The sequence below is a fragment of the Bradyrhizobium zhanjiangense genome, assembly GCF_004114935.1.
GTDB classification, from domain to species: Bacteria; Pseudomonadota; Alphaproteobacteria; order Rhizobiales; family Xanthobacteraceae; genus Bradyrhizobium; species Bradyrhizobium zhanjiangense.
Map to the genome: position 1 here is coordinate 6,972,831 of NZ_CP022221.1, position 26,744 is coordinate 6,999,574.

Below are 26,744 nucleotides of genomic sequence, written 5' to 3' on the forward strand. Positions count from 1 at the left end.
GCGTTTGGGATGGGAGATCTCGCCTCCTCCCCGCTGTCATTCCCCGCGAATGCGGGGAATCCAGTACGCCGCGGCTTCTCGATAAGCGACTGACGCCACTGGGTACTGGATCACCCGATCAAGTGTTCAGCCCGGGGACATGACCGACGGGTGTTCGGGGACATAGCCGACACTTTCTCCGCTCGCCAAGTCGATGATAGCGATTTGGTGGGCAGCAAAGAAGATCCCGTATTGCGCATCGTTTGCCGAGGGGCGGATGGCGAGGCGCTCGCCACGGAAGGCCTGTGGCACTTTCCACAGACGTCCCTTGAAGCTGACATAGGCCTTGGTCGTGGAGACGCGGCGCACGATCTCATGGCTGTCGTATTCGACCTGTGGCAATCGATCGGGCATTGGTCGCTGGCTGGGCCGATATCGACTGGCCGGGACCTGTTGTCCGAGCACCTCGTGTGGCCGTTCGAAGTTGTAGACTTCCCGCCAGGCGTCGAAGGCACGCTGCGTCTCTGCGAGATCGCGGAACTGTCGCAGTGCGAACACCTCAGCCGCGAGGGTGCGGTGGAATCGTTCATTCTTGCCGCGGCTTTGCGGGTGATATGGGCGGCTGCGGATGACGGCGACGCCAAGCTTGAGCAGCCACACCGAGAACCGTGTCCATCGCTCGCCGGAAGGATCACCCCAGGGCGAACCATTGTCGACGAAGAAGGCCTCCGGGAGCCCGTAGTGGCGAAAGGTCTTCTCCAGGCGGCTGCGCACGGTATCTGTGCGTTGATCGGCACAGGCCTGCAGACACAGATCATAGCGGGAGTGGTCATCCACCACCGTCAGGGGATGGCACTGGGTATCATTGCCGAGCCGAACCCAGCCTTTGAAGTCCATCTGCCACAACAGATTGGGGGCCGGCATCTCGAAACGCTGGCTTGCCATCGGGCCGCCGATCGGAGGCTTGATGCGGCCAGACCGACGCAAGATCTGATGAACTGTTGAGACTGCTGGCGAACGCAAACCATTGCGCTCCAGGCAGTGAGCTATCTTGCGAGCTCCCCATGCCGGATGGGCATCGCGCACCGCGAGAATACGTGCCTCGAGCTCGCAATCGGTCTGTCCCGGGCTCGCATGCGGTCGGCGCGAGCGGTCGTTGACATTCTGATCCGCTTGCCATCGTGCAAGCCACTTGTAGCCCGTGTCGGGATGGATATTGAACCGCCGGCAGAGCTCCCGCCGGTTCGCTCCCTCCTGCATCGCAAGCCGCACGAACTCCCGCCGCTGATCCATCACCGACACCTCTCGCCAGGGCATGGACTTGGCCTCCTTTACCGCAAATCCCTGCACTATGATGTGTCGGCTATGTCCCCGAACACCCGTCGGTCATGTCCCCGGGCTGAACATCAAGTCGGGCGATGACACCGAATGTGTGGGACGAGCGTACCACACACGACCGGATTGCGCCGCGCTCCAGGCTACGAAGCTGCGACATCCGCCCTTCCCCCCGGCCGCCACAGCACGACGGCCGCCGCGACGAGATCGAGCACCACGCACAGCGCGAACGCCGTCGTGTAATTGCCGGTAAAGCTCCGCACCAGGCCGACGATGCCGGGGCCGAAGGCGCTGACGATGCCGCTGATCGAGGTGCCGAGCCCCATCGCGGCCGCGAAGGCAGAAGCGCCGATCTCGCGCTGGATGATCAGAGGCGGGAACGTGATCATGTTGCCGATCGAGAAGCCGTAGACGGCGCAGCAGGCCAGCAGCACGGTCGGACTCGTGCTTTGGAGCAGCACGAAGAGAGCCGCGGCCTGGCTCGTCATCGACGCCGCGCAGGCGAGCCGCGGATCGAGCCGGTCGACGAACAGGCCGAGCGACAGGCGGCCGATCACCGCCATCGCCGCCATGAGAGTGACGGCGAGGCCCGCGCTGGCGCGCCCGATCAGCGGCTCGAGAAACGTCACCTGATGGATGATGAAGCCCATCTGCGCCAGCAGCGCGATCGCGATCGGCAGCACCATGGTCCAGAACGCCGCGTTGGCGAGCAGCGCCTTGCGCGACTGGCCGGGTGCGGCCGCATCGCCACCGGACGGACGTCCGGCCGGTGCCAGCGAGGTCCCGGCGGGCCAACCGATGAACGTCACGACCACCGGCAGCACCAGCAGCACCATTGCGAACGTGACCGCCAGCATCGCGGAACGGAAGCCGATGCTGCCGGTCAGCGACAGCAGCAACGGGACGAGGACGATGCCGCCGCAGGTCGCACCGTTGAAGGCGAGGCTGAGCGCGAGCCCGCGGCGCCGCTCGAACCAGGAGTTCAGCACGGTCGCGATCACCACGGTGCCCATGCCGGTCCAGCCGACCGACATCAGCGCATAGGCCAGATAGAGCTGCCAGGGCGTCTGCATCAGCGCCAGCAGCACGGTCGAAGCGCCGAGCGCCGACAGGCCGCACAGGATCAGCGCGCGCAATCCGATGCGGGCGAGCAGATCGTCGGTGAAGATGACGAGGACGGAGGTCAGGAGGAACGAGAAGGTGCTGGCCGCGGAGACCAGCGTGCCCGGCCAGCCATGGGCGCGCTGCAGCTCGGCGAGATAGACGCCTTGGCCGTAGAGGCCGAAGCCGAACATGAAGAAGGCCATCAGGAAGCAGGCCAGCACCACGCGCCAGCCGCGGTAGTGCAGCGAGGATTCGTCGACACCAGTTTTGGCAATCATCAATCGAGCAATCGGTCAAAGCAAACGGTGCAATGTGCGATCGTGCCCCACAACCAGCGGTTTTTCAATTGAAACGTTGTAGCCATTTGTTGCAACGCGCAATAGCGAGACCCCACCGATGCGGCGGGCGCCATGTACCTGCGTCACAAGATCGGCATCGAAAAGCTTGAGCCAGCGCATTGGCACGCCTGCAAGATGATGTAGGCTGACGTTTCGTGAGTCACGCCAAAGGCAAGCGCCGCGGCGACCGCAGGGGGCTCTCATGCCGAATGGCAATATCGTCGTCACCGAAGAGCGTGGAACGCGCGTGATCACCCTGCGTCGTCCAAGCAAGAAGAACGCGATCACGCAGGACATGTATCGGGAGATGAGTCACGCGATCGACACCGCGCAGAACAACTCCGACATTCGCTGCATGATCATCACCGGCGGCTCCGGCGTGTTCACCGCCGGCGACGACATCGAAGACTTCCTGAAGGCCGACGCCTCGCACCCCGAGATGCTGTCGAATGGCGCCAAGTTTCTCTATTCGCTCGCCCTCAATGCCAAGCCGATCATCGCCGCCGTGGACGGCGCCTCGATCGGCATGGGCACCGTGATGCTGTTCCACTGCGACTATGTGCTCGCCTCGAACGCTGCGACCTTCTCCGCACCTTATATCCATCTCGGGCTCGTACCAGTGGGCGCGGCCAGCCTGCTGATGCCGAACACGATGGGCTACCAGCGCGCCTTCGCGATGCTGGTGATGGGGCGGACTTTTTCCGCCGCGGAGGCGCACGCCGCAGGTTTCGTCAACACCGTGGTCTCGCCGGGACACACCGAGGTCGAGGCGCGCAAGGTGGCGCGCGAGATCTGCCGCTTGCCGGCCGAGGCGGTCGCAACCTCGCGCCGACTGCTGCGCGCCCCGCCCGAGGAGCTCACCCGCCGCATCGACCAGGAAGGCCATCTGTTCGGCGAGCGGCTGAAGTCGGAGGAAGCGGTGGCGGCGTTCAATGCGTTCGCGAACCGGAAGAAGCGGTGAGGTGAGCACGCTGCTGCCACCCTCCCCTGGAGGGGCCTGGAGGGGGAGGGTCGCTCGCGCGAAGCGCGGGCGGGGTGGGGTGGGCCGCACAAAGACTCCCGCTCGTATGCGCGAGAATTTCTGGTACCTTCTGCGAGGATGGTCTGTCACCCCGCCCCGGTTCGCATTTCATGCGAACCGACCCGCCCCCTCAAGGGGCGGGTGGGAGTGCGCGGCAGTCGCCGCACGCAACAGAAGGCTTCGTGAAATCTTCGCGCCGAACGTCTAATCTGGTTCCATGCGACATCTTCTCCGCCTGACCGCCTTCGCGCTCGCCCTTACCTTTGCCCTCCCCGCCTCGGCCCAGACCGCCGCGCCGGTCGAGCTGCGCATTCTTGCGATCAACGATTTCCACGGCAATCTGCGTCCGCCGCCGGGCGGCATTCGCATCGGAGATCCCGAGGATGGAGCCAAGAAGGTGATGGTGGCGGCCGGTGGCGCCGAATACATGGCGACGCTGGTGAAGCAGCTGCGCGAAGGACACAGGAACACAATCTTCGTCGCTGCCGGCGACCTGATCGGCGCGAGCCCGTTCCTGTCGGCGATGTTTCACGACGAGCCTTCGATCGAGTCGCTGTCAATGATGGGTCTTGCGATCACCTCGGTCGGCAATCACGAATTCGACGAGGGCAAGACCGAGCTCTTGCGGATGCAGAACGGCGGCTGCCATCCGGTCGACGGCTGCCAGGGGCCGCATCCCTTCACGGGCGCCAAATTCCGCTATCTCGCGGCCTCGACCATCGAGACCGCGACCGGCAAAAGCGTGCTGCCGCCGTTTGAGATCAGGGAGTTCGACGGCATCTCCGTCGGCTTCATCGGACTGACGTTGAAAGGCACCGCCGGCATCGTCTCGCCCGCCGGCATTTCCGGTCTCGAATTCCGCGACGAAGCCGAGACGGTGAATGCGCTCGTGCCGCAATTGAAGGCGCGCGGGGTCGAAGCGATCGTCGTGCTGATCCACGAAGGCGGCGAGCCTGCCGGCGACTACAACGAATGTCCCGGCATCTCGGGCCCGATCGTCGACATCGTCAAGAAGTTCGACCGCGCCGTCGACGTCGTCGTCAGCGGTCACACCCATCGCGCCTATGTCTGCAATATCGATGGACGGCTCGTCACCAGCGGCGACAAATTCGGCACACTGGTCACCGCGATCGACCTCAAGCTCGATCCCGCAAGCCGCGACATCGTCAGCGCCAGGGCCGAGAACGTCATCGTCGCCAATGCCTCGCTGCCTAAGGATGCCGAGCAGACCGCATTGATCGAGGCCTACGACAAGCTGTCGGCGCCGATCGCCAACCGGCCGGCCGGATCGGTGACGCAGACGCTGTCGCGCATTCCGAACGAGGCCGGCGAAAGCGCGCTCGGCGACATCATTGCGGATGCGCAATTGCTTGCAACCCGCGATGCCAAGGACGGCGGCGCCGTGATCGCGCTCACCAATCCCGGCGGCATCCGCACCGACATCGTTCCCAAGGAGAACGGCGCGATAACATTTGGCGATGTCTTCGCCAGCCAGCCGTTCCGCAACCGTCTCGTCACCATGACGCTCACAGGCCGCCAGCTCAAGGACTTGCTGGAACAGCAATGGTTGGACCCGAAGCGGCCGCGAATCCTGCAGGTGTCGAACGGATTCAGCTATGCCTGGGACGCGGCAAAACCATTCGGCGAGCGCGTAATGCCGGAGAAGATGACGCTCAGCGGCAGGCCGATCGAAGCTGGAAGCGGCTACCGCGTCACCCTCAACGACTACCTCGCCGTCGGCGGCGACGGCTTTACCGTCGCCAAACAGGGCTCGGCGCCGCAATATGGCGGCTACGACGCCGACGCGTTGTTCGCGTTCTTCCAGGCGCACGGGCCGATCGGTCCGCTACCGCCCACCCGCATCCTGCGGGTGAATTGATCCGGATCAAACGGGCCGGCGCGGGACGACCCTTTGCCATTGCCGTCCAAACGCCTAGATTGGGTTTTGCATTGCGTTTTGGCGCCGGATGCGCCAAGCGACGTCAAGAGCCGTTTTCTGTGAGGCCGACCTGATGAGCACGCTTCTTCTCTCCCACAAGGCCTGCCTCGACCACGTCACGCCGCCGGGACATCCTGAAAGGCCGGATCGCCTGCGCGCGGTGGAGGAAGCGCTGTCGCACGAGCGTTTCCAGTTTCTGGCGCGCGACCAGGCGCCGGAGGGCGATCTCGATCTCGTCACGCTGTGCCACAACGAGCACTACGTCACCGAGCTGCGCCACATCGCGCCGACCAGCGGCCAAGTCTATCTCGATGGCGACACCTCGATGTCGCCGGGCACCTGGGAAGCGGTGATGCGCGGCGTCGGCGGCGCGGTCGCGGCCACCGAAGCGGTGATGGCGGGCGAGCATCGCAACGCCTTCGTCGCGGTGCGCCCGCCCGGACATCACGCCGAGATCGGCAAGCCGATGGGCTTCTGCTTCTTCGACAATGTCGCAATCGCGGCGCGCCACGCGCAGCGCAAATTCGGCATCAAGCGCGCGGCCATCGTCGATTTCGACGTACATCACGGCAACGGCACGCAGGACATCTTCTGGTCGGACCCGACCGTAATGTACTGCTCGACGCACCAGATGCCGCTGTTTCCGGGCACCGGCGCCAAGAGCGAGCGCGGCGACCACGACACCATCGTCAATGCGCCGCTCGCGTCCGAGGACGGCGGGCCGGAATTCCGCAACGCGTTCGAGAATCTGATCCTGCCGCAGCTGGAAAAATTCAGCCCCGAGCTCCTCATCATCTCCGCCGGTTTCGACGCGCATTATCGCGACCCGCTGGCCTCGCTGAACCTGCGCGCCGAGGACTATGCCTGGGTGACGCGCAAGCTGATGGACCTCGCCGACAAGACCGCAGGGGGCCGCATTGTTTCGGTACTCGAGGGCGGCTATGACCTGCAAGGACTGAAAGAATCTGTTACGGCGCATGTCGGCGCCCTGATGGGCGCGTGACGGACCCGCCACATTAAGCCCGCAAAATTCTGCTTTTGCTCATGTGAAGCGAATCGGGCAATCGGAAACGGATATGGCCGAAAATACCCAAATCGACGTCTCCAGGCTCACCTTCGAGCGCGCGATCGAGGAACTCGAGACGATCGTGAAGCGGCTCGAAGACGGCAAGGTGCCGCTCGAGGAATCCGTGACGATCTATGAGCGCGGCGAGGCCCTGAAGCGCCGCTGCGAGGACCTGCTGCGTCAGGCCGAGGCCCGCGTCGACAAGATCACCACCGATGCCAGCGGCCAGGCCACCGGCACCGCACCGCTCGACGTCCAGTAAGCCAAGTTCCCCCCTTCGGTTTCTGACCGCGCTTGTCCCTTTAACAGGGCACAGGGAGCGCTGCCGGCTGCATTTTTCATAATCGCACGGCGCCGTCCCTCGAGGCGTGACGGTTCCATGGGGTGGGGACCTGGTCGGGGTCGTTCCGGATCGAGGCCTTCCGAGAGACGAAAAAGATCTGATTCTGGCAGAAAAAGTCCGCCAAGAAACCGGACGAGCCCGGAACCCCTCGTCACGGGCCGCAGTTAACCAAGCCGGCCCGCCGGTTGCACCTGCATACCCCCAATCGGCCCGGCGGGTTGGCTTTGGCCCAAGCTTTGGTGTAAAGCTGCGCGGAGTGTGGCTTTTTGTAAGCCTTGCGTGGGCAATGATTACCGACGACAAGCGCTTCAAACTGCTGATGAAATTGGCTGGGACGGGCGAAGCCGATCTAAGTGACAGGGATCACAGAGACTGAACCGGAGCGCACTTAAGCTTACCTAAGCTTGAAGACGGGGCCTGGCCCCATGCAGGTGGCTCCGACGGTTTGGGGACTCGCGCTGCGCCGATATTGAGCAAACCCATCGCGCACCGGAACCTTCCGGCGCTGACAAATTGGAAATGGCCGTGAACGCATACAGTAAAACGCCGCTTCTCGACACCATCCGGACGCCGGAAGACCTGCGCAAGCTCAAGATCGAGCAGGTTCGCCAAGTCGCCGACGAGCTGCGGCAGGAGACCATCGATGCTGTCTCGGTGACCGGCGGTCACTTCGGCGCGGGTCTCGGCGTGGTCGAGCTCACCACCGCGATCCATTACGTCTTCGACACGCCGCGCGATCGGCTGATCTGGGACGTCGGCCATCAAGCCTATCCGCACAAGATCCTCACCGGCCGGCGCGACCGGATCCGCACCCTGCGCACCGGCGGCGGCCTGTCCGGCTTCACCAAGCGCAGCGAGAGTGACTACGATCCGTTCGGCGCGGCGCATTCCTCGACCTCGATCTCGGCCGGCCTCGGCATGGCCGTGGCGCGCGATCTCTCCGGCGGCAAGAACAACGTTATCGCCGTGATCGGTGACGGCGCGATGTCGGCGGGCATGGCCTACGAGGCCATGAACAATGCGGGTGCGATGAACTCGCGCCTGATCGTCATCCTCAACGACAACGACATGTCGATCGCGCCGCCGGTCGGCGCCATGAGCGCCTATCTGTCGCGGCTCTACTCCGGCAAGACCTATCGCACGCTGCGCGATGCGGCCAAGCAGATTAACAAGCGCCTGCCCAAGATCCTCGCCAACCGCGCCAACCGCGTCGAAGAATACTCCCGCGGCTTCATGATGGATGGCGGCACGCTGTTCGAGGAGCTCGGCTTCTATTATGTCGGCCCGATCGACGGCCACAATCTCGACCACCTGCTGCCCGTGCTGAAGAACGTGCGCGACATGGAGGAAGGCCCGATCCTGGTTCACGTCGTGACCCAGAAGGGCAAGGGCTACGGCCCGGCAGAAGCGTCCGCCGACAAGTATCATGCGGTGGTCAAGTTCGATGTCGCCACCGGCACCCAGGCGAAAGCAAAACCGAACGCGCCGGCCTACCAGAACGTGTTCGGCCAGAGCCTCGTCAAGGAAGCGCAGAAGGACGACAAGATCGTCGCCATCACCGCGGCCATGCCGTCGGGCACCGGCGTCGACATCTTCAACAAGGCGTTCCCCGACCGCACCTTCGACGTCGGCATCGCCGAGCAGCACGCGGTGACATTCGCCGCCGGTCTTGCGACCGAAGGCTACAAGCCGTTCTGCGCGATCTACTCGACCTTCCTGCAGCGCGGCTATGACCAGATCGTGCATGACGTCGCGATCCAGAACCTGCCCGTCCGCTTCGCCATCGACCGCGCCGGCCTGGTCGGCGCCGATGGCGCGACCCATGCCGGCTCGTTCGACAACGCCTATCTCGGCTGCCTGCCGAACATGGTGATCATGGCGGCGGCGGATGAGGCCGAGCTCGTGCACATGGTGGCGACCCAGGTCGCGATCGACGACCGCCCGAGCTCGCTGCGCTATCCGCGCGGCGAAGGCCGCGGCATCGACATGCCCGAGGTTGGCATTCCGCTCGAAATCGGCAAGGGCCGCATGATCCGCCAGGGCAGCAAGATCGCCCTGCTCTCCTTCGGCACGCGCCTCGCCGAATGCGAGAAGGCGGCCGACGAGCTCGCAGCCCACGGCCTGTCGACCTCGATTGCGGACGCGCGCTTCATGAAGCCGCTCGACACCGAGCTGGTGCTCAAGCTCGCCCGCGACCACGAGATCCTGATCACGATCGAGGAAGGCTCGGTTGGCGGTTTCGGCTCGCATGTCGCGCAGTTCCTGACCGATCAGGGCGTGCTGGACAGCGGCATGGTCAAGTTCCGCTCGATGGTGCTGCCCGACGTGTTCCAGGACCACGACACGCCCGCCGCGATGTACGCCCGCGCCGGTCTCGACGCCAAGGGCATCGTCGCCAAGGTGTTCGAAGCGCTCGGCAAGGACGTCAAGGCCGAGACGGTCAAGCTGGCTTGATGTTCACCCGCTCGCGGGAGAATCGGATCGCGAAAGCGATCCGGGTGAGGGCTTTCTCCTCTTGGGGGTTCTCGCTTGCGGAGACACCCTCTCCCCACCCCTCCCCCGCAGGCGGGGGAGGGAGCAGAGCGCGTGCCGTGGCTCACACCTCGATCCAAATTTCTTCGGCTTTACTCCCATGAAGATCTATCTGGCAGGCCCCGACGTGTTCCTGCCGGACGCGGTAGAGATCGGCCGCCGCAAGGTCGATATCTGCACGGCTCATGGACTTACCGGCCTCTATCCCCTCGACAACGCCATCGACCTCACCGCGCCCGATGTCTCGCGGCAGATCTTTTGCGGCAACGAGGCGATGATGGACGAGGCCGACGCCATCATCGCGAACCTCACCCCGTTCCGCGGGGCCGGCGCCGATCCCGGCACCGTCTACGAGCTCGGCTACATGGCCGGGCGGCGTAAGTTCTGCCTCGCCTATTCCAATGACGGCGCCGTCTATGCCGACCGCGTCGGCCGTTTCATGGACGTCGCCTCCGAGGACGGACGGCTAGTCGATGCGCAGGGACTGACGGTCGAGGATTTTGGTCTCGTCGACAACCTCATGATGATCCATGCGCTGGAACTGCACGGCTGCCCGCTGGTGACGCCGGCGCAGATGCCGATCGATGTCTGGCACGATCTCGCCGCGTTCGAGGCTTGCGTCCGGATGGCGGCTGCGCGATTGATCGCTACATAAGCACCTCAGTCGTGCCCATGAGAGCGTGATGCCCCCTGCCCGCAAGCGCGCGGATGTATTGCTGGTCGAGCGCGGCCTGTTCGAGAGCCGGGCACGGGCGCGCGCGGCGATCGAGGCCGGCCTGGTTACGGCTGACGACAAGCCGGTTTTGAAACCGTCGGAGACGATCGCCGAGGACGCGGTGATCCACGCCGAGCCGGCGTATCCCTATGTCTCCCGCGGCGGCGTCAAGCTCGCCGGCGCGCTGGAGCATTACCCGATTGAAATCGAGGACCATGTCTGCCTCGATGTCGGCGCCTCCACCGGCGGTTTCACCGAGGTGTTGCTGGCGAACGGCGCGAGCCTGGTGTTCGCCATCGACGTCGGCACCAGCCAATTGCATCCCTCGCTGCGCGATCATCCCAAGATCGTGTCGATGGAGGAGACCGATATAAGGTCCTACGAAGGCAAACGTCTGCCGGCGCGGCCCGATATTGTCGTCATCGACGTCAGCTTCATCTCGCTCAAGGCGGTGCTGCCGGTGGCACTGTCGCTGGCGGCGGCCCCCATGAGCCTGCTGGCGCTGATCAAGCCGCAATTCGAAGCCGAGCGGAAGCACAACAAGAAGGGCATCATCCGCGACACCGCCGTGCACCGGGAGATCTGTGACGACATCGCGGCCTTTGCCGCTTCGCTCGGCTGCACCGACATCGAGATATTCCCCTCACCGATCACGGGCGGTGACGGCAACATCGAATTCTTCCTGGGCGCGCGCCGTGGTTGAGCGCCTGACGATTGATCATGTCGGCCATCGCGGCGACGGTGTCTGCCTCGACGCCGGCGCAGCGATCTATGTGCCCTATACGCTTGGTGGAGAGACCGTCGAGGTCGATCACGTCGCGGGCCACCATCCCGACCGCCGCAAGCTGCTCGCGATCGACATCGCAAGCCCCGAGCGCATTGAACCGTTCTGCCCGCATTTCGGCGTCTGCGGCGGCTGCGCCATCCAGCATTGGGCGGCTGAGCCCTATCACGCCTGGAAGCGCGGCATCGTGGTCGAGACGCTGGCGCAGGCCGGCGTCGATTGCGAGGTGGCGCCGCTGGTCGATGCGCACGGCGCCGGGCGCAGGCGCATCACGCTGCACGGCCGCTTTGGCACGCATGACGTTCTCAAGGTCGGCTTCTCCGCGACGAGCTCGCACGACGTCATTCCGATCCATCGCTGTCCCATCCTCGATCCCGCGCTCGCGGGCGCGATAGACGCCGCCTGGGCGCTGGCCGAACCGCTGACGACCAAGATGCCGGTGACGAAGCCGCTCGACATCCAAGTCACCGCCACCACCAACGGCCTCGATGTCGATGTGCGCGGCTCCGGCCGGTTGCCAACGCCGCTGGTGACGGCGCTGTCCCGCGTCGCCGAGCAGCACCGCCTGGCGCGACTGACGCGGCATGGCGAGCTGGTGCTGCAGCGCCTGCCACCAGCGGTAAAGATGGGCCGCGCTGAGGTGACGCTGCCGCCGGGCTCATTCTTGCAGGCGACCTTCGCAGGCGAAGAAACGCTGGCCGCGCTCGTCGCCGAGCGCGTCGGCAAGGCCAAGGAAATTGTCGATCTCTTCTGCGGCGTCGGCCCGTTCGCGTTGAGGCTGGCGGAGAAGGCGCGCGTGACCGCCTATGACAGCGACGCCGGCGCGATCGCAGCGCTGGCGAAAGCGGCGCGCACGCCCGGCCTGAAGCCGATCAAAGCCCAGCCGCGCGACCTGTTCCGCCGTCCCCTGATGCCGCAGGAGCTGCGCGACGTCGACGCGGTGGTGTTCGACCCGCCGCGCCAGGGCGCCCAAGCTCAGGCACTGAAGCTTGCCGCAAGCAAGGTGCCCGTCGTGGTCGCCGTGTCCTGCAACGCCGCGACCTTCGCCCGCGATGCACGACTGCTCATCGACGGCGGCTATCGGCTGGAGGCGGTGGTGCCGGTCGACCAGTTCCGGCACACGCCGCATGTGGAGCTGGTGGCGCGGTTCAGCCGGTGACGCAACCCGCCCCCCCAATTCCGTGCGGACCGCTATGTCGACGGCTCGAATTGCGGTTGCCATCGCAGCAGGTAGGACTGGAGCGAGCGCACCGCGATCGCCAGCAGGATGCCGACGAACATCATGACGAAGATGGCGACCATCATCTCGCTGGCATTGGCCCGCGCCTCGGCTTCGATAATGAGCTTGCCGAGCCCGCGCTCGGCACCGATGAATTCGCCGACGATGACGCCGATCAACGCAAAGGACACCGCCGGCAGCAGCGAGGCGAATACCCAGGCGAGCGCGGAGGGAATCACGACCGTGCGCAGCACGGTGAACTCGCTGGCGCCGAGCAGACGAGCGGCGGCGATCTGGTCGCGGTCGACCGCACGCGTTCCCTCGAAGGTGTTGAAGAACACCACGAAGAACACGACCAGCCAGGCGGTCGCGATCTTGGAGAGATCGCCGAGGCCGAAGATCAGGATGACGAGCGGCACCAGCGCAATGCGCGGGATCGAATTGAATGCCACGATGTAGGGCCCGAATACGCGGGCAAGGAAATCCGAACGGCCGAGGATCAGGCCAGCCGCGATTCCGCTCGCCGATCCGAACAAAAATCCCCACCAGGTGTTCTTCAGCGTGACGAGTGTCGCAAGCCACAGATTGTTGTCGTTGCCCTTGATACAGGCGGCAAAGCCGCTGGTATCGGCAAAGCAGCCAAGCCGCAGGAAGCTCTGCCAGATCAGCGACGGCTTGGCGACGAAATAGGGATCGAGGATTTTCGGCACGTAGGCCTTCGGCAGCAGCGCCTTGCTCCATTCAAAGCCCCACTGCCAGATGACGAGAACGGCCGCGAGAATGGCCAGTTGCCAGAACAGGATGACGGTGCGGCTGTTGGACATGGTCAGTCGGCCCTGGTGCGGCGGAACTCTTCGCCGAGCGAATGCCAGATGTGGGAATAAAGGCGGCCGAATTCGGCGGTCTCGCGCACGGCCACGGGATCGCGCGGACGCGGGATGGCGACGTCGAAATCTTCCTTGAGACGCCCGGGCCGCGCCGAGAGCAGGATGATGCGGCTCGCCAGCGTCAAGGCTTCGCCGAGATCGTGCGTCACGAACAAGACGGTCTGCCGCTCGCGTTCCCAGATCTCCAGCAGCGTCTTGTGCATCTCCAGCTTGGTGTGAGTATCGAGCGCGCCGAACGGCTCGTCCATCAGCAGGATCTCGGGCTCCAAGATCAGCGTGCGCATCAAGGCGACGCGCTGGCGCATGCCGCCGGACAGCATGCGCGGAAAACTCTGCGCAAAGCCCGAGAGCCCGGCCTTCTCGACCGCCGAAGCGACGCGCCCTGCGCGCTCGGTCTTCGGCAGTCCCGCGATCTCCAGCCCATAGCCGATGTTCCGCTCCACGGTTCGCCAGGGAAACAGCGTATCGCGCTGGAAGACATAGCCGACCCTGGGGTTGATCTTGCCGGTCTCGACCGTGTCCGCATCGATCAGGATGCGTCCGCCGGAACGCGGCAATAGCCCTGCGACCATGTTGAGAATGGTGCTCTTGCCGCAGCCGGAGGGACCGAGCAGCGCGACGAACTCGCCCTGCTTGACCTCGAAGGAGACGTCATCGACCGCCACGAACTCGCGGCCGGACGCGTTGAAGCGCTTGGCGAGCCCCTGCACGGTAATGCGGGTGCGCGCCGCCGCTGTTTGATCCTCATCGCGCGCGAACGCGAGGCCCTGACCTGGCGCGGCAATCATTTGTACTTCGCCCTGGCCGCCTGGAGGAAGCTCATGTCGACGACATCCTCGTATCTGGTCTCGGGAATATCAGTTCCCTTGCGGTACCAGGGCTTGGCGCCACGTTCGAACGCGGGCTTGTCGATAACACCGTCATAGGCCCAGGTCGACTTGTCGAAGCCGAGCTCGGCGCTGACCGCGTCGGGATCGATGCCCGAGAAATATTTCGGCGTGACCAGCGCCTGCACCTCGGCGAGCGGCGTCGCCTTCACGAAGGCCATCGCGCGATGGATCGCATTGACATAGGCCTGCACCATCGCCTTGTCCTGCTCGATCGTGTCCTGGAGCGTGTAGATCACCAGCACGGGCAACGTCCCGCCGAAATCCTTCTCGAACACGCCGGGCTTGGACGTGTCGTAGATCGTCCGGCGAAAGCCCTTCTTCTCGACCTCGACGATCCAGCTCGGCGGCGCCATGATGGCGTCGAACTGCTTGGTCTGGAGCGAGGGGAACATGGTGTTGGTCCCGCCGCCCGCGACCCAGTTCACCTTGCCGCCGAGCCCGCGCGCTTCGAACACATAAGTCCCGAACACCCAGGTGCCCGACCCGATCGCGGTCGCGGCGACGATCGGCTTGGCGCCATCGGTGCGCTTGTAATCCGCGAGCTTCTCGACCGAATTGATGCCGGCGTCGTAGAGGTCCTGCCGGACCATGATGCTGGCGTAGGAGCACACCATCTCGGTCGCGAGCAGGATCTTGCAGGGCTTGCCGCGCGCACTGAGCTGGAGCGGGTGGCTGGCATCGCCATGGGCGAACAGCGCCTGCCCCGCCGCCAGGGTCTGGCGACCGAATGTGCCGGCATTGCCGGTGACGAGCTTGGAATCGAGTCCTTCGTCCTTGAAGTACCCCTTCAGCTCCGCGATCATGCCGATGGCATAGACCGGCGACACCGGTCCGAAGGCGAGCGAGACCTGCTTGGCCTCGGCGCGCAGCTGCCCCGGCAGCAGCGATGCGCCGGCCCATGCGGAGCCCGCGATCAGCGCCTGGCGCCTGGTAATGCTCATGTGCTCCTCCTCCCTTGGTTTCTTTGTTCGATTGCGCCGATCGGTCAGGACGGCGCGACCTTGATCGTCCCTGCCTGTCGCAGCGTTTCGATCTCATTCGGCGACATGCCGATCTCGCTCAGGATCTCGCCGCTGTGCTCGCCGATCTCAGGTGGATCGTAGCGGTTGGGCAGGCGACTTCCGTCCATGGAAATCGGCAAGAGCGGCGTCTTGGCCTCGCCGCCGTCAGGCAGCCGAATATCGGTCAGGCCGCCGGACTGGTTGAGATGCGGATCATCGAAGAGATCGCCGGGCTTGTTCACCGGCGCATAGGGCAGATCGAGCTGCTCGAGACGCGCGGCGAGATCGGCCTTGTCCCATTGCTTGAAGATCTTCGCGATCTCGGGGATCAGCCAGCCGCGATGATCGACGCGGTCGTTGCTCGTCGCGAAGCGCGGATCAGTGAGCCAGGCTTCGCGATCGAAGGCGCGACAGAACGCCGCCCATTGCTCTTCACCGACGATGGTGACGAACAGTTTCGAGCCGTCCCTGGTATCGAAGAGATCATAAACCGGCCATGGGCTGTCCTTGATCGAATACGGGATCGAGGGTTGACCGCTGACCACCTCGCACATCATGGCCTGCGCCATCAGGAACACGTTGTTCTCGTACAGCGCACTCTGGATGTAGCGACCCCGGCCGGTGCGCTGCCGCTCGGCGAGCGCAGCCTGAATTGCGATCACGCCGAACATGCCGCCCATGACATCGTTGACCGAGGCACCGGCGCGCATGGGACGGTCGGGCAAGCCGGTCATGTAGGCGAGGCCACCCATCATCTGCACGACCTCGTCGAGCGCGAGGCGGTTCTCGTAAGGCCCGGGCAAATAGCCTTTGAGCGAGCAATAGATCAGGCGCGGCGCGAAGGCCGCGACGGTCTCGTAATCGAGGCCGATCCGCTTCAGCAGACCCGGCCGGAAATTCTCGATCAGGACATCGCTGTTCTCGATCAGCCGGCGTGCGATCGTCTGGCCTTCCGCAGTCGACGTATCCAGCGCGATGCTGCGCTTGTTGCGGCTGTAGGTGGCGAAGAAGCCGGCGGCGGGGCCCTTGAAGTACCGAGTGCGGTCGCCCTTGGGCGGCTCGACCTTGATCACGTCGGCGCCGAGATCGGCCAGGATCAGGCCGCAGCTCGGCCCCATCACCATCTGGCTGAACTCGATGACCCGCAGGCCTGCCAGCGGACGAAGCTCCGATGGCGTCTCGCGCGCAGCCCTGGTCATGCCGCGCTCCGCAGGACCTTGGGGATGCCGGCCTCGTGCAGATGCCCCGTCAAATGTTTTGCCGGGATATGGCGGGCGAGAATCTCGCGCGTCTGCATCAGGCGGTCGAGGTCGATGCCGGTGGAGAGTCCCATGCGCTCCAGCATGAACACGAGATCCTCGGTGACGATGTTGCCGCGCGCACCGGGAGCAAAGGGACAGCCGCCGAGGCCGGACACCGCGGCGTCGAAACGGCGGATGCCCGCTTCGAGGCCGGCGACGGCATTGGCAAGGCCCGCACCGAGCGTGTCGTGCAGATGCAGCCGCAGCGTCATTTGCGCCCCGACCTCGCGCCGCACGGCCGTGACGATCTGCCGGATCGATTTGGGCGTCGCATAGCCGACGGTGTCGGCAAGCCCGATCTCGTCGGCGCGGGCTTCGGCAAAAGCGCGTGCCACACGGCACACCGCCGCCTCGCTCACCTCGCCCTCCAACGAGCAGCCGAAGGAGGTGGAGATCGCGCCCATCAGTTGCGGCCGCTCTTCCACCGGCCGGGCGTCGATCGCGGCGCGGACCGCACGAAATCCCTCGATCTGCTCATCGACTGTGCGGCGCACATTGGCGCGGTTGTGCGTCTCGCTTGCCGAGATGACGAAATAGACGGCGTTGACGCCTGCGGCGATGGCGCGCTCGGCGCCCTTCGGGTTCGGTACCAGCGCGCCGATGGTTGCGGACTTGTGCGTGAGCGCATGCGCCATCACTGCGTCGACGTCGGCGAATTGCGGCACGACCTTTGGCGGAACGAAGGATCCGGCATCGATCTCGCGCACGCCGGCGGCGGCGATCGTGTCGATCAGCGCGCATTTGGCTTCGGTCGAAACGAAGATGTCCAGGTTCTGGAGACCATCGCGGGGAGCAACCTCGCAAATGTGGACATCGGGCGCGCGCGCCATCGGGCTCTCCCTTGTTGATTGTATATTGTTGCATAAAAGAACAATCCATGGCACAGTCTGTCAAGCTCTAAAACTTGCGTGCACTGCAATGATCGCATCCGACAGTTCCCGACAGCGCAGCGTCAAAAACGGTTCCGAGCGCGCCGAGCACCTCGCCGGGCTGATCATGGCACTGGCCCGGCGCGAAGGCATGAAGGCCGGAGACCGCCTGATCGAACAAAGGCTTGCGGATGCGCTGGACCTTTCACGCGCGCCGATCCGGCTCGGCCTGAAGGCTTTGGAAGCAGCGGGGCTGGCGCGCGGCGAGCCGCATCGCGGCTTTGTGCTGGCAAAGAATCCCACCAGTGGCGCAGCCCAACCGGCGCTCGCGGCGGTCAGGCGCAACGAGCAGGTTTATGCGACCATCGCAGGCGACGTGCTCGCAACACGGCTGCCGGCCGACGTCACCGAGGCCGAGCTGATGCGCCGCTATGGCCTCAGCCGGGCCGAGCTGCAGCGGCTGCTCGACCGGATCGCCGCCGAGGGCTGGATCGCACGTCTGCCCGGCTATGGTTGGCGCTTCGCCGAGACGGTCTCGAACCCCGAAGCCCAGGCCAAGGCCATGGCGTTTCGCGCGGTGATCGAGCCGGCGGCGATCGCGCAGCCGGGCTTTGCGCTGCCGCAGGAGGTGATCGTACGCTTGCGCGAGCGCCAACAACGCGTCTTCGAAGGCGAGCTCGAGAAGATGACGATCGGCGAGGTCTTTCACTCCGGCTGCGAATTCCACGAAGAGATCATCCGCGGCGCCGGCAATCCCTTCTTTCTCGAAGCGCTCAAGCGCGTGAACTCGATCAGACGCCTGTTCGCCTATCGCAGCTTCGCCGACCGCGACGGCATGCGGCGGCACGTGCGCGAGCATCTGCGCCTGCTCGACGTCCTGGAGACACGACGCTACACTGAGGCGGCCGACCTGATGGCCCGGCACCTGCAACGCCCACTAATCGCGGGCTTGTCGTGATGCCTGTGGGGATTGCTCAGCGGCGCAAGCCGCCCAACGCCGGCGACTCGCCGGGCAGCATCGAGGAGTTGATGTCGCTGTCCATGCGTCCCGACTGCTGCTGGATGAAGCCGGCACCGAACGACAGGCTGAGATTGGAGGTCGGCTTGAACTCGACACCCGCGAACGCGCCATAACCGGGCGTGGCGCTGGAGGTCAGCGGCGCCAGCGAGCTGCCGATGCCGTTGCCGAACTTCAGCGTGTCGAAGCCGGCGAAGAACGTGACGGGCATGCCGCCCGCCGTTTTGGTGTTGTAGCCGAACTGCGTGCTGTCATAGGACAGCGCGCTGAAATTGCCGGCCGAGCCGGCCTGATTGAAGCCGCTCAAACCAAAATTGCCGCGCTCGCTGCCGACGAAGAAACCGTTCGCATAGCTGGTACGCCAACCCGCATCGCCGGCATTGAAGCTCGAGAAGCCGCCGTAAGTATTGGAACTCAGCTCGGCACCACCACTGAGACCGAAAGGCCCGCCGGGAATCCAATATCGCAGCGGCGCAACTTGCGCATGAGCCGGTGCGCCGGTGAGGCAGAGCACGGCGAGAGTTGCAAGAGCGTGTGAACGTGCGAAGTTGAACATCCAGGTTACCGTCGAGAGTTTTGCAAATTATACTCCTCGGACATCACCAATGCCAGCGGTGCGACCGCGCCGACGTCACGGCCCCGAGCCTCCCGGAGAGCTCCACCTGATGCCCCACGATCCGTTGCTCACGCGCCTGACATCCGCCTTTGCCGGAGTACCGGGCGTCGAGGCTGTCGTTCTCGGCGGCTCGCGTGCGCGGGGCAGCGGGCACTCCACGTCGGACTACGATGTCGGCCTCTATTTCAAGACGGCGATCCCGCTGGATACCGAACGGCTGCTGGCCGCCGCAAAGGACATCGCCGACGATCCCGCAGCCACGACCGTGACGCCGGTCGGCGAATGGGGCCCGTGGATCGTCGGCGGCGCCTGGCTTTCAGTGGAAGGCCGCAAGGTCGACCTGCTCTATCGCAACGCCGACGCGGTCGAAGCGGCGATGGAATCCAGCCGCGCGGGCGTCGTCACCATGGATTATCAACCCGGCCATCCGCATGGCTTCTGCTCGGCAATCTGGATGGGCGAGATCGCGTATTGTCAGCCTCTGCACGATCCGAAGGGTTTGATCGCTCAGCTCAAATCAATCGCGCTTCCCTATCCGCAGGCTCTGCGCCGCGCCCTGATCCGGCGCTTCCAGTGGGAAATCCTGTTCAGCATCGAAAATGCCGAGCTCGCGGCGGCACGTAACGAGCGGACCCACATCGCGGGATGCCTCTACAGATCGCTCGCCTGCATTGCGCAGGTGCTGTTCGCCGTGAACGAACGCTATCTCATCAATGAAAAGGGCGCGCTGCAGGAGGCGGCTGGACTGCCGCTGACGATCCCGCAACTGGAGGAGCAGGCAAACACGGTCTGGCGGCTGATCGGCGACGGTGCCTTTGCGCCCGCTTGTGAGGCCTTGCGCAGGATCGACCGGCAGTTGAAGGTGCTGACATCTTAAAGGTATGGAGAATCCGGTGACATCGGATAGTCCCGTCACTTACGAACGTGCAGGCAACATCGCCCGCATCACGCTGCGCCGCCCGCCCGTCAACGCGCTCAGCCTCGAACTCATCCGCGCGGTGGTCGCGGCGCTCCGCCGCGCCGCGGACGATCCGGAGGCGCGCGTGGTCGTGCTGGCGAGCGCTATCCCTAAGCGCTTCTCGGCGGGCCTCGATCTCGACATCCTGCTCGGCAAGCCCGGCGCCGAGATCCGCGAATTCCTCCAGGCGCTCTATATCGACCTCTACGACGCGCAGTATCGGCTCGGCAAACCGTCGATCGCCGCCGTCGGCGGTGCGGCGCGGGGCGGCGGCATGACCATGGCAGTGTCCTGCGATGTGGTGCTGGCGGCCAAGAGCGCGACGTTCGGCTATCCCGAGATCGACGTCGGCGTCATCCCGGCGATCCACTATGCCCATCTGCCGCGGATCGTCGGACGTCACCGCGCCTTCGAGCTGCTGTTCACCGGCCGCGTCTTCAGTGCCGCGGAGGCGCGCGAGCTCGGCGTGGTCAACCGCGTCGTCGCCGATGCGGAGCTCGAGGCCGAGGTCGCAAGGCTCGCGGCGCAATTCGCAGGCAAATCGGCCGCAGTGCTGCGGATGGGCCGCGCCGCCTTCATGCGCCAGATCGATCTCGACTATCGGCGCAGCATTGCAAGCGCCGTCGACGATTTCTGCAATGTCGCGACGTCGGATGAGGCGCAGGAGGGCTTGAGAGCGTTCGTGGAGAAGCGGCCGCCGAAATGGTGAGGACGGCAGCTTTCAGGCGGTCTTGTCGACCGAAGACGAGGAGTCCGCCGGCGGATATTTCGTCACCGGCACCATGAAGGATTTCGTGCCGACCTGGTAGATGATCTTGCCGTTCTGCCCGTCATCGGTTGCGATCTGCGCCTGGCCGAACATGATGACGTTCTTGTAGACGGTGCCGGTGCCCTGGCGGGTGACGCCGTCGGTGGTGACGCTGACCTGGGCTTCCTTGCCGTTGACCGAAAGCACCTTGAAGCTCGCGCTCTTGCCGTTATCGCTGGAATAGCCGCCCCAGCTTCCCATGAGGCGGCTGTCGGAAGCCGGCGGGTCCTGCTTCTCGAGGTTCGCGGTCTGCTTGCCAGCGCCGCCCACCGAGAACAACAGCACCATGCTCTTGCCGTCCTTGGTGCCGACCGTGACCCCGCCGAACGTGATCAGCGAGCCATTGACCTCGGCAAAGCCGCGCTCGGTATGCCCGTTATGGGTGTACTCGACCTGCGCCCGGGCACCGCGGATGTTCACGACCTTGAAGCCGACGGGCTGGTTGTTGCCCACCCAATTGCCCTTCCATTCACCGAGCAATTTGCTCTGGTGAAAGACCCGCTCGTTGGCGGGCGAAATCTGGCTGGTGCTCGACGTGACGATGGCCATGGTCTGCTCGGTGGACGGGTTCGACGCACCCGCTCTCGTTCGCGCGCCCGACAGCAACGTCAAAACGGCAGTCGTAAACGAACTGAAACAACCGGATTAGGGCCATGTGCCGGTTAACGAGCGGTTAAATTCAACCGTCGGGCGAGATGAGGCGAAAGGTCCCAACGGGGTACGCTATCAGCGGCCCCAGCGGTCCGACCAGATCTTCTCGCCGATCATGCAACTGACGCGCGGCTCCTTGTCCGCAACCCGCATCACGGGGCGCTCCGGCATGCGGCCAGCGACCTCCATCAGCAGCTTGGTGCGGATCGCTTCCTTGAACTTGTCGCGGTCCTTGATCGTGATGACGAAAGAGCCGGGACCGCCGATGACGCAGTCCTCGTAGTAGAAGTCGAGATTGTCGATATCCATAGTCGAATAGGACGGCTCCTTGACCATGATCGGAAGACCGTTGATCACGATGCCCTTCTCTAGCGCGGCATCGCGCGCCACCGTGACCGGGGTGCCATTGTTGTTGGGGCCGTCGCCGGAAATGTCGATCACGCGACGCAAGCCCCGATATGGATCCTCGTCGAACAGCGGCATCGCAAACATGATCGCGCCGGAGATCGAGGTGCGCGAGGCACGCCGGATCGGCGTCTTCAAGATCTCGGCGGCGACCGCATCCGCGGTCTCGGGGCCGTCGATCAGGCGCCAGGGGATGATGATCTTCTGGTCGCTGGAGGCGGCCCACTCGAAATAGGTCACGGCGATCCGGCCGTTCGGACCGAGCTTCAGCGCCTGGAGGAATTCCTTGGACTGGATCGCCTGCGCGTAGCCTTCGCGCTGGACCGCGAGCTCGTCCATGTCCATGGAGTAGGAGACGTCGACCGCGAGGATCAGTTCGACATCGACCGTCTGTGCATCCTTGTCGGCAGCCAGCCGCTGCGGCTGATTTTGAGACGATTCAGATTTGGGCGGCTCAAATTTAGGCCCTGGCGCCGCGATGCCCGCGACGTCCCCTCCGGCAAGCACGCCGGCCACCAGCACAGCCCCGATCGAGAACAGCAAGCGCATCGCAGCGGTCTCCCGTCGTATGACGCGATGGTGACATGCAATCGCCTTGCCGCAAAGTGCGAAGATCGCTTGCGCTTCACATTCGAGTTAGGATCGCCGCTGTGTTGCCTCGCTTCGCGTGACTGGAACACGCAGCGAGACCGCCACCGTCGTTCCAGAGCTCGCGCGAAGCGCGCAGAATGACGCCTAGGGACAGCGCGGCCGGCCCACTTGTCCGGCGCAATTTCCATGCTAGGCTGGATGCACAGATGGGGATGGAGTCCCCCGACAACCGCCCGGCGGTCGATGATCGTACTGGGCTGATGACTCCTGCTTGAGGTGGGGCAATCTTTGAGCCTCTGCCTTTGGTGGGAGCATGGACCAACCCGCCGATGGCGGGTTTTTTGTTGCCTGGTGGCGAAGGCAGGAAACTGGGCCAGCAAGCCAAGGCCAGGAGAAAGTCAAGCCAAGGCCAGGAGAAAGTGAAGACGTGACCACGACGACACCGAATGCTGCGCGCGCCTCGCTGCCCAGGGGAATCTGGGTGCTCGGCTTCGTCTCGATGCTGATGGACATCTCCTCCGAGATGATCCATGCGCTGCTGCCGGTCTATCTCGTCACCGCGCTCGGGGCCTCCACGCTCACGGTCGGCTTCATCGAGGGCATTGCCGAGGCGACCGCCTCGATCACAAAGATCTTCTCCGGCGCGTTGTCGGATTGGCTCGGCCGCCGCAAGCTGCTCGCCGCGCTCGGCTACGGGCTCGCCGCCTTCACCAAGCCGCTGTTTCCGCTCGCCCCGAGCGTCGGATGGCTGTTGGCGGCGCGCTTCATCGACCGCGTCGGCAAGGGCATTCGCGGCGCGCCGCGCGATGCGCTGATCGCCGACATCGCGCCCATCGGTCTGCGCGGCGCGAGCTTTGGCCTGCGGCAATCGCTCGACACCATCGGCGCCTTCGTCGGGCCGCTCGCGGCCATCGGCATGATGTGGTGGACGGCTGACAATTTTACGATCGTGTTCTGGGTGGCGGTGCTGCCGGCCTTTCTGTCCTTCGGCCTGATCGCCTTCGCCGTGCACGAGCCGGAGCCGGATCCGAACCGCAAACCTGCAACGAACCCGCTCAATCTTGCCGCGATGCGGCAGCTTGGGGCGGTCTACTGGCGCGTCGTCGCGGTCGGTGTCGTGTTCACGCTCGCGCGCTTCAGCGAGGCCTTCCTGATCCTGCGCGCGCAGAACATCGGGCTCAACCCGATGTGGGTGCCGGCGGTGCTGGTGCTGATGAACGTCACTTATGCGCTGTCGGCCTATCCCGCCGGCGTGCTGTCGGATCGAATCAACCGGACCGGCCTGCTCGCGCTCGGTCTGATCTTCCTCGCCGGCGCCGACCTCGCGCTGGCACTGCTCCCGAGCCTTGCAGGCCTCGCGCTCGGCGTCGTGCTGTGGGGGCTGCATATGGGGCTGACGCAAGGCCTGCTCTCGGCGCTCGTCGCCGATGCCGCGCCGCCGAGCCTGCGCGGCACCGCATTCGGCTATTTCAACCTATTCACGGGTCTGGCCCTGCTGGCGGCGAGCGTGATCGCCGGCGCGTTGTGGGATGCCTATGGTCCGGCAGGCACGTTCCTGGCGGGGCTCGGCTTTGCGCTGATCTCGCTCATGGGGCTGCTTGCCGTCGGCAACGGTCTGGCAGCAGAGCAAAAATGATGACGGGGAGTTTTTCGTCGTGCTGAGTGGGGTGCTTGCGATCATGATGGGTAGCATGCTTGGCGGCTGTGCGCGCTATTTCGTGTCCGGCGCGATCGCGCGGCGGTTGGGCGAGACGTTTCCGTGGGGCACCATGACCATCAACGTCACCGGCGCCTTCCTGATCGGCATTTTCGGCGCGCTCGCGACCCATCCCGGCTCGGCCTTCGCCGCGCCCACCCCCTGGCTGTTCGCGGTGACCGGTTTTCTCGGCTGCTACACCACGGTGTCCTCATTCAGCCTGCAAACCCTGACGCTGGCGCGGAGCGGCGAGCCGCTCTCTGCACTCGGCAATGTCGTGCTCTCGGTCGGGCTGTGCCTTGCGGCCGTCAGTTGCGGCTTCCTCCTCGCGGACAGGCTTGGAGGATAGAAGCGCATGGCCGTCCCCTCCTCCGCCGAGCGCTGGCGTAGCGCGATACTCTACGCCTGGGTTGCCGCCGGCAGCATCGTCGGCGGACTGACCCGTTATCTGGTCGGTCTCGCGCTCGACACCGGACCGGGCTTTCCCTTCGCTACACTGTTCATCAACGCCACGGGATCGCTGATCATCGGCTTCTACGCGACGCTGACCGGCCCCGACGGCCGCATGCTGGCGCGTCCTGAGCACCGGCAGTTCGTCATGACCGGGTTCTGCGGTGGCTACACCACGTTCTCGACCTTCAGCCTGGAGACCTTTCGCCTGCTCGACGGCGGCATGAAGTACACGGCACTTGCCTATGTCGCAGCGTCCGTCATCTGCTGGCTGGTGTCGGCGTGGCTCGGGCATATGATGGCGAGCCGCTACAACCGCTTGACAAGGAGTTGACCATGCAAATCCCCGCTCAGGCCGTTTTGCTCCGGATCTTCATCGGCGAGAGCGACCATTTCGACGGCAAGCCGCTCTATGAAGCGATCGTGATGACGGCACGCGAGCGGCACCTCGCCGGCGCCACCGTGCTGCGCGGTCCGATGGGCTTCGGCAAATCGAGCCGGCTCCACACTTCGAAGATCCTGCGACTTTCCGAAGACCTGCCGCTGCTGATCGAGATCGTCGACAGCGAGGACAACATCAACGCATTCCTGCCCATCCTTGATGGCATGATGTCGAGCGGCCTGATCACCTTGGAGAAGGTGCAGGTCCTGCAATATGGTGCGAAGGCCACGAGCTGATCGCTCCGGCAGGAACCCGAGCCGCCGTGTCCGGGAGGCGGAATGAACGATACCGTTACCACACCGAAAACCAGGACGAAGACCAAGGTCGAGCGGCCGCGGCTGCACAAGGTCATCCTGATCAACGATGACTACACGCCCCGCGAATTCGTCACCATGGTGCTCAAGGCCGAATTCCGCATGACGGAGGATCAGGCCTACAAGGTGATGATCACCGCGCACAAGCTGGGCACCTGCGTCGTCGCCGTGTTCACCAAGGACGTCGCCGAGACCAAGGCGACGCGTGCCACCGATGCCGGCCGTGCCAAGGGCTATCCGCTGCTGTTCACGACCGAGCCGGAGGAATAAGGCTCAGCCGGCCATCGCGTGCGTTTCTTCCGCCAGCCCGTACACGCGCTGTGCCTTGGAAAATCCTGCGATCGGAAATTCGCCGAGTTCGTGCCAGTTGTGGTGGCAGACATTGGCAAAACCTTCCGAGGCGACGACGGTCCGCCCCAGCCGCCCCGTGATCTTCTCCAGCCGGGCCGCGAGATTGACGGCGGGGCCGATGCAGGTGAAGTCCAGCCGGTTACCGCCCCCGATATTGCCGTAGAGGATGTTGCCGATGTGCAGCGCGACGCCAAAGCGGAAGCGCTCGACGACATCGCCGACCGGAAACGCGAGTTGCTCCACGCTGGCGCGCGATTCACGCGCCGCCTCCAGCACGCGCGCGCAGACATGGGCGGCATCGCCAACATATTCATCGATCGGAAACACTGCGAGCAGGCCGTCGCCCATGAATTTCAGCACCTCGCCGCCATGACCCCTGATCGCGGTGACCTGGCAGTCGAAATAATGGTTGAGGATTGCCACCACCGTCTCGGCCGGCAGCCGGTCCGACAGCGCGGTGAAGCCGCGCAGGTCCGAGAGCCAGATCACCGCCTGCATGGTGTCGGTGTGGCCACGGCGGATCTGGCCGCCGAGAATGCGTGCGCCGGCGCGGTTGCCGACATAGGTGTCGAGCAGCATCTCGGCGGTGCGGCGCAGGCTGATGATCTCGCTGACGCGCGCGAGCGGCGCTATGATGCTTCGGATCGCCGCGATGTCGTCGTCGCTGAACCCATCGGGATGCTGCGTGATCCAGCTCGTGGCGTGGATGGAGCCATCGAGAAAAGGCACCGGCACGGCAATATAGTCGGTCGCGCCTTCGGCGCGCATGTCGTCGAGGAACGGAAATCGCTTGCTGTCGGGATCGCTCGCGCGTCCCCTGACCTCCACCCCCTGCTCGAACACGATGCGGAGCGGGCTGCGGGCGAATTCGGGCGTCTCCAGGATCTCGAAATCGACGCTGCCGATTTCGACCTCCCCACCCTGCCGCCAGATGAAATTGCGGCCGAAGATTTCCGGATGCAGCGTGCGGATGAAGATGCCGAACCGCCACAGCGGCAGGCCGGCCGCGACCAGACGTTCGCAGAAATCGGCGATCATCTCGGCCGGCTCTAGCGACGACCAGGCACCGCCGATCAGCCAGTTGCAGATGCGCTGGAGCTCGGAGCTATTCATGCCCGCAT

The 26,744-nt window shown here is 64.8% G+C and carries 28 protein-coding genes and 1 riboswitch; of the genes, 16 read left to right on the forward strand and 12 right to left on the reverse strand.

Features of this window, described 5'->3' with window-relative positions; translation table 11 throughout:
• Window positions 1-126: 126 nt before the first annotated feature.
• The 3 genes from XH85_RS33405 to XH85_RS45475 all read right to left on the reverse strand — a co-directional run bounded on the left by XH85_RS33405 (window position 127) and on the right by XH85_RS45475 (window position 2,876).
• Window positions 127-1,296 (reverse strand): IS481 family transposase, encoded by a 1,170-nt coding sequence (locus tag XH85_RS33405; RefSeq protein WP_128937512.1) that lies wholly within the window; start codon window positions 1,294-1,296, stop codon window positions 127-129.
• Between the two features lie 161 nt (window positions 1,297-1,457).
• Window positions 1,458-2,696 carry an MFS transporter gene (locus XH85_RS33410; RefSeq protein ID WP_128935281.1) on the reverse strand — a complete coding sequence of 413 codons (1,239 nt, stop codon included), beginning with the start codon at window positions 2,694-2,696 and terminating at the stop codon, window positions 1,458-1,460.
• Between the two features lie 15 nt (window positions 2,697-2,711).
• Window positions 2,712-2,876, reverse strand: a complete 165-nt coding sequence (locus XH85_RS45475; RefSeq protein ID WP_164934634.1) for a hypothetical protein — start codon at window positions 2,874-2,876, stop codon at window positions 2,712-2,714.
• Between the two features lie 82 nt (window positions 2,877-2,958).
• Here XH85_RS45475 and XH85_RS33415 point away from each other — a divergent pair, with 82 nt between their 5' ends.
• The 8 genes from XH85_RS33415 (at window position 2,959) to XH85_RS33455 (ending at window position 12,315) form a co-directional block, all read left to right on the forward strand.
• Complete coding sequence (locus XH85_RS33415; RefSeq protein WP_128935282.1) at window positions 2,959-3,717, forward strand: enoyl-CoA hydratase-related protein; 759 nt, start codon at window positions 2,959-2,961, stop codon at window positions 3,715-3,717.
• 277 nt (window positions 3,718-3,994) lie between these two features.
• Window positions 3,995-5,656 carry a bifunctional metallophosphatase/5'-nucleotidase gene (locus tag XH85_RS33420; RefSeq protein ID WP_128935283.1) on the forward strand — a complete coding sequence of 554 codons (1,662 nt, stop codon included), beginning with the start codon at window positions 3,995-3,997 and terminating at the stop codon, window positions 5,654-5,656.
• A gap of 133 nt (window positions 5,657-5,789) precedes the next feature.
• Window positions 5,790-6,719, forward strand: coding sequence for a histone deacetylase family protein (locus XH85_RS33425; protein WP_128935284.1), 930 nt, complete (start codon window positions 5,790-5,792; stop codon window positions 6,717-6,719).
• 73 nt (window positions 6,720-6,792) lie between these two features.
• Entirely contained in the window at window positions 6,793-7,044 is a 252-nt protein-coding gene (locus XH85_RS33430; protein ID WP_008551229.1) for an exodeoxyribonuclease VII small subunit, read from the forward strand.
• Between the two features lie 606 nt (window positions 7,045-7,650).
• The gene (gene dxs, locus XH85_RS33435; RefSeq protein WP_130220925.1) at window positions 7,651-9,579 is read left to right on the forward strand and encodes a 1-deoxy-D-xylulose-5-phosphate synthase; all 1,929 of its coding nucleotides are present in this window, start codon (window positions 7,651-7,653) and stop codon (window positions 9,577-9,579) included.
• Between the two features lie 178 nt (window positions 9,580-9,757).
• Window positions 9,758-10,312, forward strand: a complete 555-nt coding sequence (locus tag XH85_RS33445; RefSeq protein ID WP_128935286.1) for a nucleoside 2-deoxyribosyltransferase — start codon at window positions 9,758-9,760, stop codon at window positions 10,310-10,312.
• 28 nt (window positions 10,313-10,340) lie between these two features.
• Window positions 10,341-11,075 (forward strand): TlyA family RNA methyltransferase, encoded by a 735-nt coding sequence (locus tag XH85_RS33450; protein WP_164934632.1) that lies wholly within the window; start codon window positions 10,341-10,343, stop codon window positions 11,073-11,075.
• Complete coding sequence (locus XH85_RS33455) at window positions 11,068-12,315, forward strand: class I SAM-dependent RNA methyltransferase (RefSeq protein WP_128935288.1); 1,248 nt, start codon at window positions 11,068-11,070, stop codon at window positions 12,313-12,315. Before XH85_RS33450 ends, XH85_RS33455 begins: the two co-directional genes overlap by 8 nt.
• Before the next feature lie 32 nt (window positions 12,316-12,347).
• Here the strand turns inward: XH85_RS33455 and XH85_RS33460 are convergent, their stop codons facing one another.
• Genes XH85_RS33460 through XH85_RS33480 form a run of 5 tightly spaced genes read right to left on the reverse strand, consistent with a single transcriptional unit; the run spans window position 12,348 to window position 17,284 of the window.
• Window positions 12,348-13,199 (reverse strand): ABC transporter permease, encoded by an 852-nt coding sequence (locus XH85_RS33460; RefSeq protein ID WP_128935289.1) that lies wholly within the window; start codon window positions 13,197-13,199, stop codon window positions 12,348-12,350.
• Between the two features lie 2 nt (window positions 13,200-13,201).
• Window positions 13,202-14,050: an ABC transporter ATP-binding protein gene (locus XH85_RS33465; RefSeq protein ID WP_128935290.1), complete on the reverse strand. Its 849-nt coding sequence runs from the start codon at window positions 14,048-14,050 to the stop codon at window positions 13,202-13,204.
• A complete protein-coding gene (locus XH85_RS33470) occupies window positions 14,047-15,093 on the reverse strand; it encodes an ABC transporter substrate-binding protein (RefSeq protein ID WP_128935291.1) in 1,047 nt (348 codons plus the stop codon). Before XH85_RS33470 ends, XH85_RS33465 begins: the two co-directional genes overlap by 4 nt.
• Before the next feature lie 44 nt (window positions 15,094-15,137).
• Window positions 15,138-16,352, reverse strand: a complete 1,215-nt coding sequence (locus XH85_RS33475; RefSeq protein ID WP_128935292.1) for a CaiB/BaiF CoA transferase family protein — start codon at window positions 16,350-16,352, stop codon at window positions 15,138-15,140.
• Entirely contained in the window at window positions 16,349-17,284 is a 936-nt protein-coding gene (locus XH85_RS33480) for a hydroxymethylglutaryl-CoA lyase (protein ID WP_128935293.1), read from the reverse strand. Before XH85_RS33480 ends, XH85_RS33475 begins: the two co-directional genes overlap by 4 nt.
• A gap of 88 nt (window positions 17,285-17,372) precedes the next feature.
• On the opposite strand from XH85_RS33480, the gene XH85_RS33485 reads away from it, so the two are divergent.
• Complete coding sequence (locus tag XH85_RS33485) at window positions 17,373-18,281, forward strand: GntR family transcriptional regulator (RefSeq protein WP_245473816.1); 909 nt, start codon at window positions 17,373-17,375, stop codon at window positions 18,279-18,281.
• A 16-nt stretch (window positions 18,282-18,297) separates the two neighbouring features.
• Here XH85_RS33485 and XH85_RS33490 read toward each other — a convergent pair whose 3' ends face one another.
• Window positions 18,298-18,897, reverse strand: coding sequence for a hypothetical protein (locus XH85_RS33490; protein WP_128935294.1), 600 nt, complete (start codon window positions 18,895-18,897; stop codon window positions 18,298-18,300).
• Window positions 18,898-19,006: 109 nt separating this feature from the next.
• Between XH85_RS33490 and XH85_RS33495 the strand changes: the two genes are divergently transcribed.
• Both XH85_RS33495 and XH85_RS33500 read left to right on the forward strand, forming a co-directional pair.
• Complete coding sequence (locus tag XH85_RS33495) at window positions 19,007-19,834, forward strand: nucleotidyltransferase domain-containing protein (protein WP_128935295.1); 828 nt, start codon at window positions 19,007-19,009, stop codon at window positions 19,832-19,834.
• Window positions 19,835-19,850: 16 nt separating this feature from the next.
• A complete protein-coding gene (locus tag XH85_RS33500) occupies window positions 19,851-20,624 on the forward strand; it encodes an enoyl-CoA hydratase/isomerase family protein (RefSeq protein WP_128935296.1) in 774 nt (257 codons plus the stop codon).
• Window positions 20,625-20,636: 12 nt separating this feature from the next.
• Here the strand turns inward: XH85_RS33500 and XH85_RS33505 are convergent, their stop codons facing one another.
• Both XH85_RS33505 and XH85_RS33510 read right to left on the reverse strand, forming a co-directional pair.
• Window positions 20,637-21,272 (reverse strand): hypothetical protein, encoded by a 636-nt coding sequence (locus XH85_RS33505; RefSeq protein WP_128935297.1) that lies wholly within the window; start codon window positions 21,270-21,272, stop codon window positions 20,637-20,639.
• Window positions 21,273-21,449: 177 nt separating this feature from the next.
• Window positions 21,450-22,328, reverse strand: a complete 879-nt coding sequence (locus XH85_RS33510) for a DUF1194 domain-containing protein (protein WP_128935298.1) — start codon at window positions 22,326-22,328, stop codon at window positions 21,450-21,452.
• 241 nt (window positions 22,329-22,569) lie between these two features.
• Window positions 22,570-22,647, forward strand: a riboswitch (Fluoride riboswitch).
• 150 nt (window positions 22,648-22,797) lie between these two features.
• On the opposite strand from XH85_RS33510, the gene XH85_RS33515 reads away from it, so the two are divergent.
• The 5 genes from XH85_RS33515 to clpS are packed head-to-tail and all read left to right on the forward strand — an operon-like array spanning window position 22,798 to window position 25,542.
• Window positions 22,798-24,006, forward strand: coding sequence for an MFS transporter (locus XH85_RS33515; protein ID WP_128935299.1), 1,209 nt, complete (start codon window positions 22,798-22,800; stop codon window positions 24,004-24,006).
• Between the two features lie 19 nt (window positions 24,007-24,025).
• Window positions 24,026-24,415 (forward strand): fluoride efflux transporter CrcB, encoded by a 390-nt coding sequence (crcB, locus tag XH85_RS33520; RefSeq protein WP_128935300.1) that lies wholly within the window; start codon window positions 24,026-24,028, stop codon window positions 24,413-24,415.
• 6 nt (window positions 24,416-24,421) lie between these two features.
• Window positions 24,422-24,850 (forward strand): fluoride efflux transporter CrcB, encoded by a 429-nt coding sequence (gene crcB / locus XH85_RS33525; protein WP_128935301.1) that lies wholly within the window; start codon window positions 24,422-24,424, stop codon window positions 24,848-24,850.
• A gap of 2 nt (window positions 24,851-24,852) precedes the next feature.
• A complete protein-coding gene (locus tag XH85_RS33530) occupies window positions 24,853-25,194 on the forward strand; it encodes a DUF190 domain-containing protein (RefSeq protein ID WP_128935302.1) in 342 nt (113 codons plus the stop codon).
• A gap of 42 nt (window positions 25,195-25,236) precedes the next feature.
• Complete coding sequence (gene clpS / locus XH85_RS33535) at window positions 25,237-25,542, forward strand: ATP-dependent Clp protease adapter ClpS (RefSeq protein ID WP_091893614.1); 306 nt, start codon at window positions 25,237-25,239, stop codon at window positions 25,540-25,542.
• A 3-nt stretch (window positions 25,543-25,545) separates the two neighbouring features.
• Here the strand turns inward: clpS and XH85_RS33540 are convergent, their stop codons facing one another.
• Entirely contained in the window at window positions 25,546-26,736 is a 1,191-nt protein-coding gene (locus tag XH85_RS33540) for an adenylate/guanylate cyclase domain-containing protein (protein ID WP_128935303.1), read from the reverse strand.
• Window positions 26,737-26,744 lie beyond the last annotated feature (8 nt).

What these genes read in the sequence shown, in the direction of transcription:
- XH85_RS33450 (WP_164934632.1), top strand. Translation starts at nt 10,341, where the DNA reads ATGCCCCCTGCCCGCAAGCGCGCGGATGTATTGCTGGTCGAGCGCGGC.
- XH85_RS33540 (WP_128935303.1), bottom strand. Translation starts at nt 26,736, where the DNA reads ATGAATAGCTCCGAGCTCCAGCGCATCTGCAACTGGCTGATCGGCGGT.
- XH85_RS33475 (WP_128935292.1), bottom strand. Translation starts at nt 16,352, where the DNA reads ATGACCAGGGCTGCGCGCGAGACGCCATCGGAGCTTCGTCCGCTGGCA.
- XH85_RS33445 (WP_128935286.1), top strand. Translation starts at nt 9,758, where the DNA reads ATGAAGATCTATCTGGCAGGCCCCGACGTGTTCCTGCCGGACGCGGTA.
- XH85_RS33530 (WP_128935302.1), top strand. Translation starts at nt 24,853, where the DNA reads ATGCAAATCCCCGCTCAGGCCGTTTTGCTCCGGATCTTCATCGGCGAG.
- XH85_RS33410 (WP_128935281.1), bottom strand. Translation starts at nt 2,696, where the DNA reads ATGATTGCCAAAACTGGTGTCGACGAATCCTCGCTGCACTACCGCGGC.
- XH85_RS33405 (WP_128937512.1), bottom strand. Translation starts at nt 1,296, where the DNA reads ATGCCCTGGCGAGAGGTGTCGGTGATGGATCAGCGGCGGGAGTTCGTG.
- XH85_RS33480 (WP_128935293.1), bottom strand. Translation starts at nt 17,284, where the DNA reads ATGGCGCGCGCGCCCGATGTCCACATTTGCGAGGTTGCTCCCCGCGAT.
- crcB (WP_128935301.1), top strand. Translation starts at nt 24,422, where the DNA reads ATGGCCGTCCCCTCCTCCGCCGAGCGCTGGCGTAGCGCGATACTCTAC.
- XH85_RS45475 (WP_164934634.1), bottom strand. Translation starts at nt 2,876, where the DNA reads ATGCGCTGGCTCAAGCTTTTCGATGCCGATCTTGTGACGCAGGTACAT.
- XH85_RS33470 (WP_128935291.1), bottom strand. Translation starts at nt 15,093, where the DNA reads ATGAGCATTACCAGGCGCCAGGCGCTGATCGCGGGCTCCGCATGGGCC.
- XH85_RS33490 (WP_128935294.1), bottom strand. Translation starts at nt 18,897, where the DNA reads ATGTTCAACTTCGCACGTTCACACGCTCTTGCAACTCTCGCCGTGCTC.
- XH85_RS33495 (WP_128935295.1), top strand. Translation starts at nt 19,007, where the DNA reads ATGCCCCACGATCCGTTGCTCACGCGCCTGACATCCGCCTTTGCCGGA.
- XH85_RS33460 (WP_128935289.1), bottom strand. Translation starts at nt 13,199, where the DNA reads ATGTCCAACAGCCGCACCGTCATCCTGTTCTGGCAACTGGCCATTCTC.
- XH85_RS33505 (WP_128935297.1), bottom strand. Translation starts at nt 21,272, where the DNA reads ATGGCCATCGTCACGTCGAGCACCAGCCAGATTTCGCCCGCCAACGAG.
- XH85_RS33430 (WP_008551229.1), top strand. Translation starts at nt 6,793, where the DNA reads ATGGCCGAAAATACCCAAATCGACGTCTCCAGGCTCACCTTCGAGCGC.
- XH85_RS33415 (WP_128935282.1), top strand. Translation starts at nt 2,959, where the DNA reads ATGCCGAATGGCAATATCGTCGTCACCGAAGAGCGTGGAACGCGCGTG.
- XH85_RS33510 (WP_128935298.1), bottom strand. Translation starts at nt 22,328, where the DNA reads ATGCGCTTGCTGTTCTCGATCGGGGCTGTGCTGGTGGCCGGCGTGCTT.
- XH85_RS33485 (WP_245473816.1), top strand. Translation starts at nt 17,373, where the DNA reads ATGATCGCATCCGACAGTTCCCGACAGCGCAGCGTCAAAAACGGTTCC.
- clpS (WP_091893614.1), top strand. Translation starts at nt 25,237, where the DNA reads ATGAACGATACCGTTACCACACCGAAAACCAGGACGAAGACCAAGGTC.
- XH85_RS33465 (WP_128935290.1), bottom strand. Translation starts at nt 14,050, where the DNA reads ATGATTGCCGCGCCAGGTCAGGGCCTCGCGTTCGCGCGCGATGAGGAT.
- XH85_RS33425 (WP_128935284.1), top strand. Translation starts at nt 5,790, where the DNA reads ATGAGCACGCTTCTTCTCTCCCACAAGGCCTGCCTCGACCACGTCACG.
- XH85_RS33420 (WP_128935283.1), top strand. Translation starts at nt 3,995, where the DNA reads ATGCGACATCTTCTCCGCCTGACCGCCTTCGCGCTCGCCCTTACCTTT.